Raw genomic sequence first — 18,148 nt, 5'->3', positions numbered from 1 at the left:
TATTTAGTGTTTCCGCGGATCAGGATGTACTGTTCCTTCTTCAAGATTTGGATATGCCGTATAGGCTTTGCCAGTCTGTTCATCTATTCGTACTGTTATGGTATTTGTTCGACGATACTCACCCACTGTATTAGCTTTTATATTCTTAGGATTATCTCCCATATAACCTTCTCCAACAGCTCTATTTAAAATAAGATCAACCTGTCCTTTTTCATATTCACTTGGATTTTTCTTATACAACTCTTCAGCCTTTATCAAAGCATCATGCATATCAGTTGAATTAAAGAATTTAGATGCATTAGGCTTGAATCTTTCTTTACGACCTGTCTGTGGGTTAGTACCGTTTATAGCACGATCGTATTGTTGCTCTAAAGTCGTATAAGCACCATGTTTACTATCATAATGAGGGTTATTTAAACCTATCTCAATATCTGTATCTTTCTTCTGAGTAATTGCTCGATCTGCTGGTGCATTTGGATTCCCATCAAATACATTAGGTAAATCGGCATCTCTATTAATATTATTTTCAACGATTTGTTTCTTTCTAGCTATTTCGGCAAGCTTTGCTTCTTTAAGTGCTTTCGTAGCCTCAACAACGACCGTCACTCCGTTCTTAGCAACGGTTACAGCACCTTGACTCAAAATAAGTGAAATGACATTTAAAGCCGATGACATTTGAGCTTGACCTAACTTCTCAAAATCAGCAGGAGTATCCCCTGCTATATTCATACGGGCGATGGTGTCTAAAGTCTTTAAAATGTCGCCAGGAATGGATACAACACCACTTAATATTGCTTTCACCGTCCCCTGAGGGTCTCTTTTTATCGCATCATAAACCTCAGATGGTACGTTCGGTAAATTCTTAAGATCCTCTACAAACTTATCGACTGCTTTACGCGTACCTCGTTCATAGGCATCTTGCTGAATACGATCTGTTGCATTATATTTTTGCCGGCAAGTGCTATCCCAACATGTCAAGACGTTAATGAAATCTTGTTTATATGACGTTTTGTTCTCCATCTGATCGCCATGATCTTCTTTATTTTGTATAAATGTTTGATTGTTATGATGCAGAAGTTCTTGGTTTTGTGCAGCTGTTGTACTGTCTTGACCATCTCCTAACGTACTCTTGTACTGATTAATTATGTTTTGATTAGATGAAACGCCAGCGTCATATGCCCAACCAGTCGCTTTACCCATAAGGTCAGCAGCAGTTTCACTTTGGATACCTTGCGCATGACTCAGCTCATGACCTGCTGTTTCTATAACGCTTGAACGGTTTACATTATTTACATCTAATACGACTTGTTGACGTTGTGGGTCATAAGCACCTTTTAAACCGTAAAATGCAGTGATCGAGGTTGCAAGCACTTCTACGTCTTGATTGAGTGCATTTGCAAGTAGTTGTAAGCTCCCTTGAGTATTCATCAAGTTTTGATATTGACCATTTTTAAATTGTTCAATTACTGCTGCAGCTTCAGGATGTTCCTGAACAAATTTAAAGATGTTGGCAGGGGTCATTACGGTGTTATATGCTTTTTCTAAGGTCACATCTTGGCTTGCTAATGCTGCTGTAGCAACACCCAAACTGGTTATACCTGCCGCAGTCATTTTACCAATAATTCCAGCATTTCTCGGTAAGTCTTTTTGCTCTTGAATAATCTGAGCACGACCATCCGCAGTGAAAAGACGATGATCTACGGTCACTTGACCATTTAATAATCCTGTAGTCTGGTCTCGTGTGGTCTCTTGCGTGTGTTGAATATCACGGTTAGTACTTTCTGTTGCCTGACCGACTGTGCCTTGCCCAAGTGTCGCTTTGGTCACTTGTTCAGTGGCTTGACCTGTATGGTTCATACCCACCGTCGTTGAACCATTTGGATATTTATAGCTGTTGGCATCTTTGTCTTTTTGAATGCCAATCGTTGTCGAAATATTAAATCCTCGACTTTCATTAAAACGATGGTCTTCAATATCTTTGAGCGTTAAAGCACCACTATAGTTTAAATGCCCATAGTCCTCTAAACTCCCATCTACATTCTTGCCTGCATTGGCAATGACACCACCCACATTCGTCACAGTATGAACACCCATACGGTCTAAATCTGCGCCATGAGTGGCATCGCCCATCAGCAGTTGACTGGTACGGTTTACCCAAGCCACATCGGTTTGACTTATTCCTTGGTTAAATCCTGCAGTGACGTTTTTACTTCCACCACCCAAACCAACACCGACTGAACCACCTTGGCTACGCTCATGACTACTTTGAGTATCTTGTACGCTTTCAACAGTAATACCATCGACTTTTAGATGGTCAACATCACCTATCAAAACCTCGCCACCTTTAATATTTAAGCCATTTAAGTGTCCAAAGGTATCTTGAAGCTGAATCTCACTATTAATGTGATTTAGACCTTGTGTTTCGGCATGTGATTTTTGTTGTCCAATTGAGGCATTTACACTCCCTGAGCTATAACTTGCACTTTGGCTATTGCTACGCATGTCATGTGTATCTGTACGATGTTCTGTACCTGCACTCACGTTAAAGTTCTTTGTCCCATCAAAGTAGGTACTGCCTGTGCTATGAATTTGACTGCCTTCTACGTTGGCATCTTGTTGTTGCGATCTTAAAATGAGGTGGTTTAAATCAAGCTGACTGCCTTGCCATTGTCCTTGAATGGTACTTTGGATGTCGGTAGTTTCTTGGCGTTGACCACTCGCCCCGATAGTAAAGCCATAGGTTGCTGTATTTGCTACTGCACCTGCCATCGCTGCGCCTGCGGCAATTTGTGCTGCTGCAACATTGGTGGTTGCCATGGCTATATTGGCCTTTGTATCGTCTAAAGCATCTTTAGTAATCTTTCCTGCCGCATAGTCTTTTTCAGCTTGGTTGTATGCCAGTCTTGCATCGTTTAGAGCCTTCACTGCATCTTTAACGGCAATCACCGCTTTCGCTGCATCTAAATAGGCATTACGCACACCTATCTCTGCAGAAATGCTTTCGGTATGGGTTTTATTTTCTGTCGTGGTCTTGTCTTCGTAACCACCAATGTTTAATGTACCCTGCCCATGGTCAAGCACCGTAACACCTGTCGAGTGTATGTTTTGACCATAAATATCAATACCAGTATTGCCCTGTATATTTAAGTTCTCGGCAGTAATCTCTCCTGCTTTATGGTGTGTTCCTGTCGTGCTGGTACTTTGTGTTGTATTGTCTGTTCTCACACCACCTAAACGTATACTGTCATCATTGACCTTAAAACCAAGACCTTGAACCGTTTCTTTACTATGACTATTGAGGGTTTTGAATTGTTCTTGGGCCGCATCAAAGATAACTTTCTCACCTGAAATAGAAATGTCCTTGGCATTTAAACGTGTACTGGTCAGCGTTGTATTGCCTAAACCTTCTATGCCAATATGGTTGGTAGCAGTCAGGTCACTACTATTTTGTGAAATGGTTTGATGGTATGTCTTACTGCTTTCCCCAATCGTCACTGGAGATTTTATAAAGGGTAAGCTTTTCAGTCCAATCGAAATGACTTTGGCCAATTCTTTTGCTATACCACGATACCCCGATTGATGTTCGTTCCAATCTTCGTTTTGGGTTTCTATCGTAGAAATATGTATGTTTGGTGCCAAAGACTGTCCATCTGAATTGAGTTCACCATGGTTAGTATCTGTTTTAGTGTTGGCAATATACAGGTCATGTTTTGCATTTAAGTTCGTCGCTTGTAGTGCAATGTTCTGTCCTGCATTCACATTAATATCTTCACCTGCACTTAACTGTGTTTGAGCAATATCTTGGTGAATGTAACCCACTTGGTCATTACGATATTTAACTGTACCTTTCTTTGCAGATTTTACATCTTTACTTTCTGTGTCTACCGCAGACAATAAGACCACATTGCCTTGCGCTGCATTTAATCCAATATGATCCGTCGCATTGGCAATCAGATGCCTTGCACGAATATCGCCTGCTTCACTAAATATAGAGATATCTTTGCCCGAAGAAATAGTATTTGCAATAGAGCGTTCAATTTGATGACTTTGCGTTGTTGTTTCTCTATGTTTACGACCAAGTGTATGGTTTTCACTATAATTTTCACTGTCTAAACCATCGGACAAATCCACACCATTTTGAGCAGCAATATTGACAGATCCTTGTATACTTTCTAAATGAAGTGCTTTGCCTGCTACAGCGCCACCAACAATGCTTATATCGCCTTGACTCTTAATCTCTGAGCCAACGTCCTTTATTCGACTTTGATGTACAAAGTTATTTTTATCTTGATCTACATTATTTATACTTTGAGTACGAAGTGCATCAATGTTGACCGTATTTCCAGCACTAAGATATGTCGCGCCTTGTCGATTCTCAATTTGAACCCCTTGCAGTTGAATATTTTGGCCTGCTTGTATACTCAAATTTGGTATAAGTGTAGGCGCTGAAGTGTCATTCAAAGGTGGAATGTAAATATTCGCGGCACGATCTGCTTTCGGCTGTATCCGATTAACGGTAATGTCTTTGCCTGCACTGAGTCCAATACGTTGCCCCTGTATCTGACCATCTTCAATGCGAAGATCGTTATTCGCATTCATTTCTACTTGCTGGCTTTCTATACGACCTTTAAGTACATTAATATCTTTTGCATTAAGTAGGACTTCTTCTTTTCCATAGATTGTCCCCGAATTATTAATCTCTTTTTGATCACCTAAAATAACAATATGATCTGCTGAAATTAGACCGCCATCACCTTTTAAATCTCCTTTTTGGCTACGTACGTATACTTGAGGCACCAATGCCTGAACAATACGACCATCCTCTAACTGTATTGGTTTTTCAACTAACCAGACGATATCACTCGTCAAATGAGACATTTGCTCTGCTGTTAAAGCGATACCTGGGCGTAGACCATACTCCTTTGCAAAAGTCAGTCCATTATTCATTAATGCTTGGTACTGTTGATCGTCATCATGATATCCATTTAAGAAACGACGACCTGTTAATTGCGCAATTTGGTCTTGAACTAAACGTTGCTCATAATAACCATCACCCAATCTCTTTTGCGTCAATGTAGGGTCAAGCTTGAGTGCGTCAAGCATATACGCAGAAGATATCCAATTTTTATAGCTTACGAATGTAGGATCTGTTTCTACAATATAAGATTGATCCTGTCTGATGTTGGCTTTATACAAACCACTTTGTGGGACTTGAATGATTTTTGTCAAGTTGACAAGACGAATTTCTTCACCTGTCGCATGAGCAGATTCAGGCGCATAGACTGCGATCGAATTTAACTGTGGTAATTGATCAACATTTGCTTTTTGTTCAGTAGGAAGTTGCTTTATCGTAATTTCCTGATGCACCTGTGGGTCTTTAGGTAAAGATTGAACATCAACAAATGCGATAGGCCCCTTAGGATTTACGATACTGGTCGTATTCTTAACACTTGGAACATATTCATAAATCAATTGAACTGGTTTTGAAATAATCTTTTGTGAATTTGTTTCCTCATGAGACCCGCTTATACCTGTTTGCGATGATACAATTTTTGGATCAGTGAAGTGCTGATCCTGAGTGGTGAGAATAATTTTATCCAACATACTTGGAAAAATAGAGGTATGTACAGCATTATTACTTAAATTGCCTTTACCATTTAAATTCGATGTTGGTACACTTACGTCCGCATCGTGATTTGCTCGATAAGTATCTATATTAGGCGTATCTATGCTTGCAGTTTTTCTAAATTTATTGATGCTATCTGAAAGGCCATCTTTATCCAATTCGTTTTTGTCAGGATAAGTCAATACCGAAGTACTTGGCGTCAGATTCGTCTGAGCCAATGTAACAGGCGTAGTCGTTTGTTGATAATCAATTTCATAAAATTGTGGTTTTTCCCATACTTGTCGATGCCGATTACCAAATGTTCCCGCACTTTCAATCCAATGATAACGACTTTCACCATTTCGACTAAAAACTGATTTTCTTAAATCACTTACGGTGTTATTGATTGAACTATTTTCACTCCAAATCGTACCACCAGCAATAATCTGACTATCTATATTGTTAATTGCTGTCTCTGGTGCAAATAAAATATTTTGTCCTGCAATCATTTGTGCAGGTGCAGATGCTTTCACCTCATCTTGCTGTGTAATTAGATCATAGGTATATTTAGTCCAATCTTCACCACCTTTAATAAATGGTTCTGCTTTAGCTTTTGCAGGATCAGGGTTTGGAATAAGAAGTACGCCATTTTCGCCACCACGTCTATTGGTATTGCCAAATTTTACTTCAGACTCATCCCAGAGTTTTCCATTTAAACCATATTTGACAGTAGGTGTACGCGTTTCATTTGTATCTATAATTAAATGAATATTCTGGTTATTTATATTTTCTGCAATAATAGATAAATTACGAGCTGCCTCTATACGTGCACTCGTATTTGAAACATATGTTGCTCTACCATGAACTTGATTATTTTCGTCTAAAGACTTACCAATAGATAAATCACCTCCACTAAAGATCCAAGCATTATCTATTGCATTTGCAGAAACAAGGTCATTACGTGAGGTTGCAAAGTGCCCAAAAATTGTATCGAATACAATTTCATGATAGTCATTAATATAATAAAATGAGGTATTATATAACTCATTAACCCCTAGATTCATTTGTTGTGCGGCATAAATTACACCACTTTTTAGTTTTTTATCGGTAACGTCACTCTGGTTAAAAAGTAGATTCGACTTAATGTTAATCACATTTCCTAAAATAGTACCACCAACATTATCCAATCGATCTGCCTTAGCATAATCTAGATGTGATGTCATCTTAGTATCTCTAGCTTCTACATTGATATCAACTACATTTGATGCTTCTAATAAACCACTATTTTTAAGTCCATGAGACGTCAATGCAATATTATCTGAGACGATTGATGCATTGTTTTCATTAGAAATAGCACTGGCTTGTATCCCAACAAGATGACCAGAAACAATTTTTGATGTATTTTTAAACTCTCCATCTACAGATAAGTTAAGATCGTGTCCTGCCTTAATGAAAGTTTGATCATTAAAGTTGTAATTTTTCCCCAAATGAAGGTCAATATCTCTTTCAGAAACTATTTTTCCAGTTTCTGAAATATCATTCACATTTAATTTTAATAAGTTCTTTGCATATAAAATACTATTATCTGTATTTTGAATAAGATATGCATTTGCATGAATATCAATATTATTTGAAATAAGCGTACTATGATCATTCGTGAAAAAACTATTGCCGTTGTTAGATACAAAATTATTTTTAGTATCTATAAAGCTATCTTTAATTAAAATCTTTGGAGATGAATCTGAATTCGATAATGTGTCAATACGTATATTATTTGCAAAAATGTTTGCTTTTTCTACTTGAATATCATGATCACTTTTGATGTCAAAATCACCTTTTGATATATACCCACCAAGTAATTGTACAACATCTCCCGATTTTAAATAAAATCCACCTTCTGTATCAGCAGAACCTGTATATATACTTGCATCTTTATTCTGTCTAAAAGAATTAACATCAATATTTAAATTCTTTTTTGTATATATAATTTTATGATTAACGAGTTGATGACCACTCATATTTATATTTTGGGAGGAAATCAGTGTCCCATTATTGATGATATTAGAAATATCAAAATCACTGTCATCATACGATTGAATCGTGCCTAAGTTGGAGAGTTGTGTACCTTTGAAGTGAATATTTCCACCATAAAATACACCCAGATTACCATTGAGCAATTCTGAAAAACTCAGATCGATAGTATCTGCCTGAAAAACTCCGCCTGTATTCTCTAATGAGTCAGCTTTTCCCTGAATATTTTGGTATGCAATGACTTGACCTGAATTGTTTTCAAAATGATTTACTTTAAAATCAATATTTTTTGCTAATAACCTTCCTCGGTTGTTTACAGTCTCACCAGTAATCTGTAACTGGTTCTGACCTTGAATCACTCCCGTATTATTGAGAGTATTGACATTCAAGTGGAGTTCTTTTGACCCGATCTGACCTTGTATGTTATCAATAATTTCATCTACATCGATACTTGCATGATTCTGCCCAATTAAACGTCCCAATTGGTTATTAATTTGCTCCACATGCTCAATATGTAAATCACCACCACTTAAAATCCCACCTTGGCTCTGAGTGTCGTCCTTGTAGTTATCGATAACATCATGTTTTGCATCAATATGTAGATGTGTCCCTGCCTGAATGAGCCCTTGACTGTTATCAATTCCTTGGGCAGATAGATCTAAGCGCTGACCAGATTGTAATACCCCTGCATGGTTATCAAAGCGACCGTGTTGTTCAAGCGTCATGGATTGATTTGAAATTAATGACCCTGAACGATTGTTGAGGTGGTCACCTTTGATGTCTAACGTATTGCCTTGAATTAAGCCTGTTTGATTGTCAATATCATTGCCCAATACATGCACATCACCTGCAATACTGGCAATCTGCCCAGATTGGTTATCGATCGTTTGACCGGTCAATTGCACTTGTTTATTGGCCAAAATACGACCTGTGCTGTTCTTGAGTGCATCACTGACAATCGTTACATTGCCCTGACTTTGAATCTGACCCTGTTGGCTATTGTCTAAATGCTTGCTCTGTAGATCAACTGTTGTTCCTGCATTGATCATCCCTTGTTGGTTATTCAGATCAGTGCTCTCTACCATGACCTGCTGGGCACTTTGTAGTGCCCCTTGTTGGTTTGCAAGCTGTGTGCTGTGAATGCGAACATCACCCAATCCTGCAATCTGACCCGATTGGTTGTTTAGGTCCTGCTGCACAGTCATGTTTAACTGACGCTGTTGATCTGTTTGTAACATCTGAGCTGAATGATGATCGAGCTGATCTGCTTTGATCTCAACCCCCGCAGCTTGGGTTTTTGCATGGTTTAGATCAATATGGCTACCTTGAAGTTGAAGCTGACCTTGGCTTTGGATCTCACCTTGTCCACCATCAATCGCTTCGCTTGTTATTCCTAATGCCCCTGAACCCGTATGGAGTATGAATCCAGATTGGTTATCTAGCGATTGGCTGACGATATCTAAATCACCTGCATTGGTCTTAATCTGGCCTTGGGCGTTGTTAATCTTGGCAAGATGAATGTTTTGTCCAGCTTGACCCAACTGAACAATTTGACCCTGTTGGTTATTCAGGGTTTGTCCTGTTAACTCAACCTGATTGGCTTGGAGTTGTCCCTGTTGGTTATTTAATGTCTGGCCTGCACTTAGTTTCAGTTGATCTTTGGCTTGGACTTGGGCATTTGTAGTTGATACATCCCCCTCTACCGAGCTAAGGTCAATGGCTTGACCAATAATTTGGCTGTGATCGGCATTAAATACATGTACCGAAGTTGCTTGAATTTGACCATCTGTAATTGCTTGACCTTGTAGTTCAATATGATCAGAAGCACTTAATCCAATTTCACCTGATTGACTCAATTTACCGGATGCATCTAGACCTGACCATAAACTCCCTGTCGATGTCTGTAATAGCTGTGAACCTTTCCATATCAATTGCTTACCAGTAACAATAGTCCCTGCATTTGAAAGGATAGGTACAAAAATATTGATATCTTCATGACCATAAATCTGGCCAATATTACTTATTTTATCTTGCAACAATTGCACATGTTGCGCTTCAATTGTTCCAGTATTTTCTAATGTTTCACCAACAATCTCTAAACGATTCGCTGATGTCATTTGACCATTATTGTTTTTTGTATTTCTTGTATCGAGTAAAATATTCTGATCTGCACGAATACGACCAAATGTATTGTCAATATTCTGAGCATGTAAATTAATCGTACCTCGACTTAATATCCCACCCAAATTTAATGATGTATCAGAATCACGATTTGAAATTGTTCCTTTACCTACATCAATATCAAGATTACCTCCAGACTGTAAAACACCATGGTCATTATCAACTGAATCAGATGAAATTGTTAAATCCTGACCAGTTTGAATGATACCAGCTCGGTTAAGAATTTCCTTTTGTTGATTTAATACCAATGAAGATTTAGATAAAATCACACCAGATGTATTGTCCAAATTTGGTGTATCAAGCTGTAACTCATTTGACTGTATTACGCCTTGACTATTTTTAACCTCATCACTAATTAAATGTGTTTTACCTGCAATACTGGCAATCTGCCCAGATTGGTTATCGATCGTTTGACCGATCAATTGCACTTGTTTATTGGCCAAAATACGACCCGTACTGTTCTTGAGTGCATCACTAACAATCGTTACATTGCCCTGACTTTGAATCTGACCCTGTTGGCTATTGTCTAAATGCTTGCTCTGTAGATCAACTGTTGTCCCTGCATTGATCATCCCTTGTTGGTTATTCAGATCAGTGCTCTCTACCATGACCTGTTGGGCACTTTGTAGTGTTCCTTGTTGGTTTGCAAGCTGTGTGCTGTGAATGCGGACATCACCCAATCCTGCAATCTGACCCGATTGGTTGTTTAGGTCTTGTTGCACAGTCATGTTTAACTGACGCTGTTGATCTGTTTGTAACATCTGAGCTGAATGATGATCGAGTTGATCTGCTTTGATCTCAATCCCTGCAGCTTGGGTTTTTGCATGGTGTAGATCAATACGTCGGCCTTGAAGTTGAAGCTGACCTTGGCTTTGGATCTCACCTTGTCCACCATCAATGGCTTCGCTTGTTATTCCCAACGCCCCTGAACCCGTATGGAGTATGAGTCCAGATTGGTTATCTAGCGATTGGCTGACGATATCTAAATCACCTGCATTGGTCTTAATCTGGCCTTGGGCATTGTTGATCTTGGCAAGATGAATGTTTTGTCCAGCTTGACCCAACTGAACAATTTGACCCTGTTGGTTATTCAGGGTTTGTCCTGTTAACTCAACCTGATTGGCTTGGAGTTGTCCCTGTTGGTTATTTAATGTCTGGCCTGCACTTAATTTCAGTTGCTCTTTGGCTTGGACTTGGGCATTGGCAGTTGATACATCTCCCTCTACCGAGCTAAGGTCAATGGCTTGACCAATAATTTGGCTGTGATCGGCATTAAATACATGTGCCGAAGTTGCTTGAATTTGACCATCTGCAATTGCTTGACCTTGTAGTTCAATATGATCAGAAGCACTTAATCCAATTTCACCTGATTGACTCAATTTACCGGATGCATCTAGACCTGACCATAAACTCCCTGTCGATGTCTGTAATAGCTGTGAACCTTTCCATATCAATTGCTTACCAGTAACAATAGTCCCTGCATTTGAAAGGATAGGTACAAAAATATTGATATCTTCATGACCATAAATCTGGCCAATATTATTTATTTTATCTTGCAACAATTGCACATGTTGCGCTTCAATTGTTCCAGTATTTTCTAATGTTTCACCAACAATCTCTAAACGATTCGCTGATGTCATTTGACCATTATTGTTTTTTGTATTTCTTGTATCGAGTAAAATATTCTGATCTGCACGAATACGACCAAATGTATTGTCAATATTCTGAGCATGTAAATTAATCGTACCTCGACTTAATATCCCACCCAAATTTAATGATGTATCAGAATCACGATTTGAAATTGTTCCTTTACCTACATCAATATCAAGATTACCTCCAGACTGTAAAACACCATGGTCATTATCAACTGAATCAGATGAAATTGTTAAATCCTGACCAGTTTGAATGATACCAGCTCGGTTAAGAATTTCCTTTTGTTGATTTAATACCAATGAAGATTTAGATAAAATCACACCAGATGTATTGTCCAAATTTGGTGTATCAAGCTGTAACTCATTTGACTGTATTACGCCTTGACTATTTTTAACCTCATCACTAATTAAATGTGTTTTACCTGCAATACTGGCAATCTGCCCAGATTGGTTATCGATCGTTTGACCGATCAATTGCACTTGTTTATTGGCCAAAATACGACCCGTGCTATTCTTGAGTGCATCACTAACAATCGTTACATTGCCCTGACTTTGAATCTGACCCTGTTGGCTATTGTCTAAATGCTTGCTCTGTAGATCAACTGTTGTCCCTGCATTGATCATCCCTTGTTGGTTATTCAGATCAGTGCTCTCTACCATGACCTGCTGGGCACTTTGTAGTGCCCCTTGTTGGTTTGCAAGCTGTGTGCTGTGAATGCGAACATCACCCAGTCCTGCAATCTGACCCGATTGGTTGTTTAGGTCTTGTTGCACAGTCATGTTTAACTGACGCTGTTGATCTGTTTGTAACATCTGAGCTGAATGATGATCGAGCTGATCTGCTTTGATCTCAATCCCTGCAGCTTGGGTTTTTGCATGGTTTAGATCAATATGTCGACCTTGAAGTTGAAGTTGACCTTGGCTTTGGATCTCACCTTGTCCACCATCAATCGCTTCGCTTGTTATTCCCAACGCCCCTGAACCCGTATGGAGTATGAATCCAGATTGGTTATCTAGCGATTGGCTGACGATATCTAAATCACCTGCATTGGTCTTAATCTGGCCTTGGGCGTTGTTAATCTTGGCAAGATGAATGTTTTGTCCAGCTTGACCCAACTGAACAATTTGACCCTGTTGGTTATTCAGGGTTTGTCCTGTTAACTCAACCTGATTGGCTTGGAGTTGTCCCTGTTGGTTATTTAATGTCTGGCCTGCACTTAGTTTCAGTTGATCTTTGGCTTGGACTTGGGCATTGGCAGTTGATACATCTCCCTCTACCGAGCTAAGGTCAATGGCTTGTGCACTGACACGACTTTGATCTAGATGAAGTGTGGTCTGACCATCTATATGAATATCCTTTATTGCTTGTAATGTACCTTTTGCAAATACAGCATTATTGGTAATCTTTAAATTACCTTCATTCAATCCATTATTTAAGCCAGCAACAGAAATCCCTGAATTCGCTTGTACAAATACATTTCCTAAGACATTAAGATCTGTGTTCGAACTTAAAATACCATTATTGAGAATTTGATTAACTGCAATGGTTAGATTCTTCTGAGCATGAAGTTGACCACTATTGAATAGATCATTACCTTCTAACAACAAGGCCTGGCTTTGAATCAATCCCTGATCATTGGAAATCTGATGACCATAAATATAAGCAGTGTGGTTCGAACCAATTTGTCCAAATTGATTATTTAGCTCATTAGATTCAATGTGAAGATTTTGTTGAGCAGTTATTTGTCCAAGTGTGTTATCAATTTTGTCATTAACATCTAAATAAACATCTTTTTTCTGAGATGAAATCACACCTTGATTATTGGAAAGAGATTGTGAACTTAACTGAACATCATCATTGGCAACAATCTTCCCTTGATTATTTTTTATTTCTTCAGAAACATCAATATTTGCGGTATTATTTGCAAACACTACCCCTTGATCATTATCGATAGATTGATGATTTATTGAAATATTTTTACTAAAAATACGTCCTTGCTGATTACTTAAATGCTGCCCCGTCATTTTCAGATCAGTTGAACTGAGCTGTCCTTGGTTATTGTTTACATTCCCTTGACTACTCAATCGTTCAACTGCAATTTGCCCATCCTTATTGGTTACTAAATCCTTTAAAGACAGCTGAAGACTTCCATTATTAGAAATCTGCCCTTTATTGATGAGTTCAGCATTGATCGCTAGTTGTCCTGCCTCAGTATAAACTTTTGGATTTGCTGGATTTGCTGGATTTGCAGTATTTGCAGTATTTGCAGTATTTGCAGTATTTGCAGTATTTGCAGTATTTGCAGTATTTGCAGTATTTGCAGTATTTGCAGTATTTGCAGTATTTGTAGTATTTGTAGTATTTGTAGTATTTGTAGTATTTGTAGTATTTGTAGTATTTGTAGTATTTGTAGTATTGTCGACTAGTCCAATTTTACCTAATTCATTCGATAATTTTTCTGTTGTCACTTTCAGATCTTGTTGACCTGTTTGAGTAATATTCCCTGTATTTGTGAGTTGATCTGAATGAATATTCAGTTGTTGACCCATCAATGAACCACGATTCAATATATCATGCTGATTATGAATAATAAGCTCATCATTGGTATCGATCGTGCCTTGATTTTCAATGGTATTACTTTCAATCGAAAGTTTATCTTGTTGGCTTTGAATACGATGTTGGTTTGTTAACTTATCTGTCTGAACAGTTAATTCACCCTGATGAGACACAATATTGCCATCAACTGTATTGATCAAATCACCATGCACATTTAGTTTAAGTGATCCAGTTTGAGTAGTTAATGCCCCAGCATTACGAACACCTACACCTGCTTCAGTCGCAATCAGCTGGATCTTTTTAGCATACATCCCTCCTAAGTTTGCAACATCAACCGCAAACTCAGGTTTTGCCTCAGATTGATCACGTCCAGCAGTATTTGAAATAACGTCTTTATCATCTACTGCTTGAGATTTTATCTGGTTGTCACCTGTCACAACTGTTATATGCTGAGCAGCAAGCTCACCACTTAACTTTAAGGCACGCGCATAAATATCGGTATATGGGGTTAAACTTGCATTTAAACCTTTGTCTCCGATAGTGACTGTTCCTTTTCTTACTAAAAACGATTCAAGGTAACCCTGTGAATCAAATTTACTTTCACCTGTTGTTAAAGTAAATCGATCTGCATTAATGACACCACAGCCATCACAAACCAGACCAGTTGGATTGGCAATAATCACTTGTGCAGACTTTCCTGCAACCTCAACAAAGCCACGTAAATAACTTGGATTACTGCTATTGACCTCATTTAAAATAACTTTTGCTTCGCCTTGCCCAAGCCAAGGGTTACCTTGAACCCATCCAGCCAAATTGGTTTTTGCACTGGTTCTTGAGTTATTTAAAATGGCACCTTCTTGACCAACATCAAACTGTGAATAGGTATTTCTTGATACGCCTCGTTCACTTGGTGCTTGAATGTTCACTTGCGTAATGTGATTGGCTGTTTCTAATATTGTCGGCTGTTGATGTGTAGGTGCAGCTCGATCTGCAATAATTTGACTCTCGGCCCAAATCGATGTTGAACAAAGCATCGTCATTGCACCCAATCCAACACATACAGAGAAGCTGACGGGTTTTAGTTTTTTATAGGTCATCATCTGTAAAGATGGTGATGTAGGGGTATTGGTACCACTATATCTAGATTGGCCAACCTGCTTTTTTTTACTTTTTACATATTCTGCAACTGCAACAAATACACCTAAAGCTTGGCTAAAAATAACGCGATAGCAATTCTTATTCATCTGACTAACCTAAAAAATTAAAAAAATTAGAAATTCCAATTCAAGTTAAAGCCTGTGACAAGATGGTCGGGCTTCATGGTGCGGGGTTGTTGTAGCGGTGTAGATACAAAAAAATCATAATTGATATTCAGCTTCTCAAATTGGCCTTTCAAACCAATGGCTGTACCAACTAAATGATTATTTTTTGTTTGATAAGAGGGTCTATTTTCAAGATAGTCAAAGTTTTTTCCACCCACTTGACCATAGTCCAAAGCCCAATAAATTAAGTGAGATGAATGAAGAACTGGAGTGGCGAACTCATTACGAATCGTCAATCCATTCGTTCCTGCAAGCGTTTCTTCACCGCTAAAGCCACGAACGGTATAACGATTGCCTATCGAAAATCGATCCTGAGGTGTTAAGATTTTATCGCTGTACTGCATACGCCAATCCATCGTGTAGAAAAATGGCATAGATGAAACCTTAAAGGGGACTTGTAATGTTGAGTTAATTTGCCAAATCCCAACACGGGTAAAAGCCTCATTAAACTTTTCTTCCGAAGCCAAAATTGCTCCAAAAGCACCTGTTCCTCGTTTATAAGAAAGACGTGCATTGAGGGTCGCTTTTTTAAAGTACTCCGTGTAATCAGCATGAATTTGCCATCCACCTGTACGACGATACTGAGAGAGAATTTCAACATCATTGATAAAGTTGTTTGATTGTCTAAACCATCCCCCTGCACCCAAAGACACTTTGCGAGATGCATCTCTGTAAATCAGACGTGTGATGTCAAAATTTAGTTGCTTACTTGTGCCACTATATTGATAGTTATCGTTTTTACCCAAAACATTTTGACTATATTTAGAATCACTATAATTTGCAGAAAATAAGAAGTAATTCCACGGAATACTGTAATTCAAATAAAGACTTGAACTACCTTTATTCTCTTCATATTGAAATACATCATGTGTGTAGCTTGTATAAAAAAGATCATTTAACGTCAAGAGATGATCGAGTGAAAGCGTTGCAGTTCCCTGATATTTACCTGTCGTTTTAGAACCCGAATCATCTAGGCTTAAATTAATTCGATAAGGTCGAGTTTGTGTCCATGTCAGATCCAAATCACTATAACCAGGTTGCCCTGTCTCAGCAGGCTTAATCTTGAAATTAGCATCTACCGTTGGTATACGTTTGAAGTTCTCTAATCCTTGCTCAATATCACGAATATTTAAGATATCACCTTGACGAACAGGTAAAGCATTTACCTTATGTGCACGTCTAGAGGTATTTGAAGCAAAGTGAATTTGATTGACACGACCTGCAATCACTGTAAAACGAACAGTGCCTGAAGATATATTTTGTTGTGGAAGTAAAACGCGTGTTGTGATATACCCTTTTTCAATAATTTTATTTTGAATGAGCTCAACCAATTGGTTCAGACCCTCTGCTCCCAAACAACGACCAATAATATTATTTTTTCCATGTGTAAATGGGACAACAGCAAAGGTGAATTCTCGTGCCTGCTCACCTTCTAAGGTGAAATGATGAACTGGAAAACAGACTTCTTCGCTATGAGATTGTAATTTAGAAAGTTGGACTTCACCCAATGCACGTTCTTGTTCTGGCTTCAAACTGACCCGAGGGTTGGTTTGCATTTGCTGATCGATTTGTTCATTTCTTTGTTGTTGTTGTATGTACGGATCTGTAGGTGAAAAAGCTGCATGAGCTACATTGAGCATGCAATAAGAGAGCCCTAAACCGCAAATTAAAAAGTTTCTTCCACTACATAATTTGTACATTAAAAACTTCTAAATTAACAAAGATTGTACAATTATACATTAATAAATAATCATATAAAGTGACTCAATTATCATAAAAAGATAATTAGGAGATTTAATTTTTTTAATTAATTAAAAATCAGTAAATTATATTTTTAATTTTTTTATGTGAATATGAAAATAAATATTTATAAATTTTGATCACCTCTGCTTAAACGTAATTAACTATAAGTTTAAGCAGAAAAATTTAAATAAAACTTTCCCAAACCCCTTCTTGCCCTTCTTTTAACATAGGTACACGACCTAAGTGTAACCATGGCATATGCTCACCATGAAAATCACTACCAATAGAAACCTTAAGCCCATGCTCTGCAATTAAACGATCAATCATTTGACGACTAGATGCTGTTTCAGATGGTGGAGGTAACTCAACCGCATCCCCTCCATATTTAGTAAATAATTCCATCAAATAACGAATATTGGTTGCAGATAAATCATATTTTGTGGGATGTGCTAAGACTGCTAAGCCTTTAGCACTATGAATGGCTTGAATTGTTTTTTCGAGTGACAACCATTCAAATGCAACAAAAGCAGGTTTTCCCGTTTTTAAAAATCGGTCAAAAGCCTGTTGCAACCGATTGACAACACGTTTCTCCAGTAAAACTTGTGCAATATGACTACGTGTTACTCGATCTGCAATCCCATCTACTTTGGCAAGTACATCAGGATAAAAATCTTGTTTAAGTATTTTTTCAAGCTTGTGACAAATTTCTACAGCACGTTGTGCTCTAATTTGTTTTTGCTCTGCTAAAACCTCATCTAGATATCCACGATCTTGCATATTTAAGCCGACAATATGTACGCCATAACTTTTTTTAGTAGATGGACGTGACCATTGGCTCGAAATTTCCACCCCAGAAATCAATTTAATTTGATTTTCACATGCAACTATTTCAGCTCTTTTTAAGCCATCCATTGAATCATGATCAGTTAATGCTAAAGTATGGATACCTGACTCAACTGCCTTACGCACTAAATCCTCTGGTGTTAACGCACCATCAGAAATATTGCTATGTGTATGTAAATCTATACCCTGCATATTTTATAATGAACCATTCGCG

At 38.1% G+C, this 18,148-nt stretch carries 3 protein-coding genes; all 3 read right to left on the bottom strand.

Going from position 1 to position 18,148, the window contains the following annotated elements; all coding sequences use genetic code 11:
• Positions 1-3: 3 nt before the first annotated feature.
• Positions 4-15,270 (bottom strand): filamentous hemagglutinin N-terminal domain-containing protein, encoded by a 15,267-nt coding sequence (locus OZX61_RS02105; RefSeq protein ID WP_277095154.1) that lies wholly within the window; start codon positions 15,268-15,270, stop codon positions 4-6.
• Positions 15,271-15,296: 26 nt separating this feature from the next.
• Positions 15,297-16,988 (bottom strand): ShlB/FhaC/HecB family hemolysin secretion/activation protein, encoded by a 1,692-nt coding sequence (locus OZX61_RS02100; RefSeq protein WP_277095153.1) that lies wholly within the window; start codon positions 16,986-16,988, stop codon positions 15,297-15,299.
• 286 nt (positions 16,989-17,274) lie between these two features.
• Positions 17,275-18,126 carry a PHP domain-containing protein gene (locus OZX61_RS02095; protein WP_277095152.1) on the bottom strand — a complete coding sequence of 284 codons (852 nt, stop codon included), beginning with the start codon at positions 18,124-18,126 and terminating at the stop codon, positions 17,275-17,277.
• Between the last annotated feature and the right edge of the window lie 22 nt (positions 18,127-18,148).

This window comes from Acinetobacter sp. ESL0695 (assembly GCF_029392135.1).
Lineage (GTDB): Bacteria > Pseudomonadota > Gammaproteobacteria > Pseudomonadales > Moraxellaceae > Acinetobacter > Acinetobacter pollinis.
Note: the sequence above shows the minus strand (reverse complement) of the source record. Positions and strands in the feature narration are given on the sequence as shown.